Below are 4,811 nucleotides of genomic sequence, written 5' to 3' on the forward strand. Positions count from 1 at the left end.
TGTTTACTTATCATTTTTTCTCAATATAGTCCAAACTACCAAATATTTGCCGAATCCCCTCTCTATGCTGTGGAAAAATTAGTGTCACCAATTCAATACCTTCTGAAATAATTGATGCATACGTGATACAAAAACTTACAAGTAATATTTTGTCCTCAATTTTTTTATAGGCCGATCAGCTTTACTGTATAGTAGCTCAAGCACTGCAAATTCAGTTGCATTAAGTCCATAAATTTTTAGATCCTTTTCATACGTTTAGTGATTGGCTGTAATTCCCTTGATAATATAACAAATAACTTTAAAGATAAGCTCTCATAATTACCAATCCTTTACAAGTTATCTTGAATTCGAGATTTATTATATTATCGTCGAAATATTATGTCAATAATTCATTTTAGCGTTATCAAGCCACTTATAATTTATTTCTCAACATAAGACATATAGAATCGTTAGAAAATAACTGTTAATATATAGATATCTCAATTACGTTATTTTTTAGAGGGCTTGTTGTCTAGCGCAAGCTCTCTTTTTTCATAGTCTAAATGGAATTCGGACACATTTTATATGGTGAGTTTTGCCCTCTTTTAGCGATAGAGACAAAAAATCTGGTTGTGATGTAAAAACTTCAAAATAACCGCAAATAATCTATAAAAATCAGACATATTAATGAATATGCATTCAAGCGAATCCGGTCTGTTTAAATTTGATTATTGAACTATTTCTCTGTGGCAAAATAAAGCAGCGCTATGGTCGGAAAAGCGATTCCGATCCACAATGCTACACTCCATCCTCCGAAAAAGGATCCAACAGCAACACCCAAAAAGAAAATAGACATGAATAATCCATTTAAGCGACTACGAACTTCTGGTTGCAAAGAGAAAATCAAACGTTGACTTAAAACTGAAAGAGGAATATCGCACTCGATGTTTCCAGCCCCGTCGACTGCAAGCAAAGCAACTTCTAGAGAAGGGAATTCAAAGAGGAGAATTGAAAGAAAACCTTGATATTGAATTATCCATCGATCTCATTTACGGACCAATTTTTTATCGGTTGCTAGTAACCGGTGATAAGTTGGATGATTCCTATGTACATCACTTGGTAACAAGCGCATTCGATGGAATACGATAAACATGAATAACATTCGAAAAAAGAATTAAATGCGCCTTCCTCCTATACGAATAAAATTTCGCTTAACTTAATAAATAAAATATCTAATTATTTAAGCTGATGTATATGAGTCGGTCCCCCACATACATCAGCTTAAGAGTTGAGAATTACCCTAAATGAATGAACATGCAAAAAAATTTATTCTGAGGATTTTACGATATTTTATTTAATCGAAATGTGACATAACTCCTAATATTAGTCTTATTAAGACGCAAGCTCCCTCTCTTCTATTTTTTAATTGAATATTTTAGGTTTATAATGATTTATTTTTAAAGATAATTACCTAATTTATTAACTTATTTTAGAGTAAAAAATAGGAGAAGCCTATCGTGACAGACTCCTCCTAAAAAAACAACCGTTATATACATATTGAAAATAAATTTATTTTATTAATAATGAATATTCACCAGTGTTATCATCAAATTTATACACATTCAAATAATATTTCCCTGGTTTCGCTACGAATTTTCCCTTTATAGCATTTCCTTCATCTTCACCACAAGCTACGTAATTTTGCATGTCTGATTCATGATAAAGTACCCATGTCATCCCAATGTTTTGTTCATTTACCACAGAAATATCTACTTCTTTTGGAACTGTAACATCAAACGTATAAACATCTGTTTGATCAGGAGCAATCAGATTTCCTTTTACAAGCTCATTAAACGGGAGTACCTTTTCCTCTTCAAGGGATCCACCTGTTTGCGGATCTTGTTTTACAGTAACTTTTGTTTGTTCTTTACTTTCTTTTCCTCTACTATCTTTCACTGTTAGTTCCACAGTATATGCTCCTTTTTCTCCATATACATGGGTAGGGCTGACTTCTGTACTTGTTGTACCATCTCCAAAGTTCCATAGATAAGAAATAATTTTTCCATTTTCACTTTCTGTACCATCACTATGGAATTGAATTCCTTCATTTACTATCCCGCTATATGGTCCATTCATATTTACTATAGTCGTTGTTTTTTCTTTTTCCTCTGTTGCAACACCATGGAAAACAATATCATATTCAAATTGATTGGCTGCATTCACACGATAGTTAACAAAATAGGCTGTAACTGTTTTATAGCCGCTCCATCCTGTTTGAGACAACTGCTCCAAGGTTTGATTGACTTGTTTACTCATTGTTTTCCAGTCTTCAGACTCACCTTTTGATGTACTACCTATGTACTTGCCTTCTACAGTAAATGTGTTAAAAAATTGAGACTCATGTTTTGTGATTTTTGCATCTTTTATATTAGTTACATCGACAATTTCTTTCTTCACTTCAGCTAACGGCTTAGGTGCATGTTGTATTAAGTAATCATTTGTTACTTGTGGTACATTGTATTTATCTTGATTATCAATCAACTGCTGCATATACGTTTGATATTCTGTATTCAGCTGTGCATCTTTACTTAATGCTTCACGATACGCGTCATAATTTTTCACATCGTTTGCACGGATTAAATCCTGAATCTTATCAAAGGTTTCAAAGTGGTGATTATATAGATAAGACTGTAGTGCAAAGGAATAATTATAAAAATCCCATGATCCATATTTTGCGAACAAAGTTTGCTTTGCAGTATAACGGCTTGCCGGATCAGATGATAAGCCACTTATAATACTTTTACGTGGAACAACATTATTTGTACGTGTAGATCCTGCAAAGAATTCTGCATTCCCTTCTTGGAACCAAGTTAAGCGTTCATTTTGATATAGTTCTCCACTCCCAAATAAACCAGGAACCTCGTATCTTCCTTGTAAATAATGAGTGAATTCGTGACGGAATAACTCTTCTAGACTATAAATACTCTGTTTTGGTGTACGCTCATATGTAAAGAAAGTACCCTTCTCTTCAATATAAATACCGCCGTTGTTCGTTTCATATCCATATAATTGTCTATTTAATTGATAATCATCTGGATTATTATAAATTACAATTGTCAGCACATCATCTGCGTTACCTGGTTCTAGTGCTTTATCATTTCCAATTACACGGTGATATTGTGCCTTTACTTCTTTGGCTGCCCAATATAACCTTTTAATTTTCTCTTCTGTTACTTTATCGCCTGTCTTAAAAACAATAGATCCATCATCAAATGTATATGTTTTAGGTAAGTATTGTAACTTCCCTTCTTCACGTATTTTCTGTAAATCTACTGTATTTCCATCATAATCTTTTCCACCGTAGTTTGTTTTGATTTGCTCTACCGCTATAAAATAAGGTCCACTTAGGCGAGGATACATATTCATCGCTTGTGTAATAACTTCCAATCCTTTGTTTGGATTGCTATGAAATTTCCCTAAACGTCCTGCATAATAAATCCCATTATTAATTAGCCAACTATTCTCAGTTGTTAAATTCCGTATGAGAGCAATTCTACTAACCTCATTTATAAAGTTATCTATCTTTCCATACCACATTGTTGCATTAGGCTTTTTATTCGTTTCCTGCAAATAAGATTGTATATCATAATCAATACCTTTTACGATTTCATATACAGCTTGTTCTTTCATATAATCATTAGCATACATAGAAAGGTTATCATTAAACTGTTTTAAAATATTTGCCGCATACTGTACTGTTTCAGCATCACTAGAAGCATTACTAATTAATTTCCCATACGCAACTACTACTCTATCTTGCTCAGCTGTACCTAATGTAAAGTTTGGATTTTTTGCAATAGCTTTTAATGCTGGTAAACATTTGTCATGGAAGCTTCTCTCATTTAAGTAACCTACTTCATTATTAAAATATCCCACATAAAAAGCAGAACGTAATATCTCAACAAAAGTTTCAATTCCCATTGAGTCCTCTTTCGTAAAAGATTTCCCTCGTCGTCCTAATTCATTAATGATAACGTTCATACGTTCTCTATTTTGATAAAAAGCTTTCGTATCTTGATTGAATTGAAATAAGTCTGTAATTTGATTCCATGAAACTCTTGATAGCGTATCAATGAATTGACTATCAGGCATTTTATTCAGTTCTGCCAGAGTATAGCTTTGCTTTAATTGCCTGTCATTATGTTTCATCACCGAAGTTGGCCTTTGTGAAAAATCACCTACTTTTAAACGCTCTTCAAAAGTTAAAGTTCCATCCGCTTTTGTAGCATGTGCAATTTCATCTTTTAAAGTTTCTGTCCCAATCGGTTTCATCTGTAACGTATTATAGGGTGCTTTTTCTTCTGCGGATACCTGTGTTTGAATACTTCCAAATGATAATGCCATCGTACTAATACCGATCATCATTTGAGTAAATTTTAAATTCTTGTTCATAACATTTCCTCCATTTATATATTCCACCCAAAAATATAACATTTCATTTTAATAAATTATCATAAAATGTATTATTACATATTGTTTAATATGAATTTCTATATAAATTAATATTAAACAAAGCATTATTGAATCTCTTTCTTTTTCCATACATACTCATAAATTGAGTAAACTTTTTGTTTGGAATTTACAGGTTCGTTGCACGAAACCAGACTCTCTGGCAAGATTTCTTAAGATGTTCGGGGATAAATAACATTGAATTTCTTGAGCAAATAGTTGTAGTTCATCAGATACAAAAATAGACATAAAAAACGCTATCCTTTCCTATGATTCTAGAGAAAGAATAGCGTTTTTTTACTCGTTCAGTACTTAGTAGGTAT

1 protein-coding gene and 4 pseudogenes are annotated in these 4,811 nt (G+C 32.5%); 1 reads left to right on the plus strand and 4 read right to left on the minus strand.

Annotation, left to right across the window (positions count from 1 at the left end; genetic code table 11):
- Positions 1 to 10: 10 nt before the first annotated feature.
- Both ACQGSG_RS26610 and ACQGSG_RS26615 read right to left on the minus strand, forming a co-directional pair.
- Positions 11 to 326 (minus strand): annotated as a pseudogene (locus tag ACQGSG_RS26610) (MarR family transcriptional regulator).
- A gap of 389 nt (positions 327 to 715) precedes the next feature.
- Positions 716 to 901: pseudogene (locus tag ACQGSG_RS26615) on the minus strand (MFS transporter); the annotation flags it as partial.
- Here ACQGSG_RS26615 and ACQGSG_RS26620 point away from each other — a divergent pair.
- A pseudogene (locus ACQGSG_RS26620) lies at positions 889 to 1,128 on the plus strand (TetR-like C-terminal domain-containing protein); the annotation flags it as partial. The pseudogenes ACQGSG_RS26615 and ACQGSG_RS26620 sit on opposite strands and share 13 nt — an antisense overlap.
- Positions 1,129 to 1,548: 420 nt before the next feature.
- On the opposite strand, the gene colA reads toward ACQGSG_RS26620, so the two are convergent.
- Both colA and ACQGSG_RS26630 read right to left on the minus strand, forming a co-directional pair.
- Positions 1,549 to 4,431, minus strand: a complete 2,883-nt coding sequence (gene colA, locus ACQGSG_RS26625) for a collagenase ColA (protein WP_325842669.1) — start codon at positions 4,429 to 4,431, stop codon at positions 1,549 to 1,551.
- A gap of 159 nt (positions 4,432 to 4,590) precedes the next feature.
- Positions 4,591 to 4,737 (minus strand): annotated as a pseudogene (locus tag ACQGSG_RS26630) (IS4 family transposase); the annotation flags it as partial.
- Between the last annotated feature and the right edge of the window lie 74 nt (positions 4,738 to 4,811).

The organism is Bacillus sp. GMa5/1, from assembly GCF_050172015.1.
Classification (GTDB): domain Bacteria; phylum Bacillota; class Bacilli; order Bacillales; family Bacillaceae_G; genus Bacillus_A; species Bacillus_A cereus.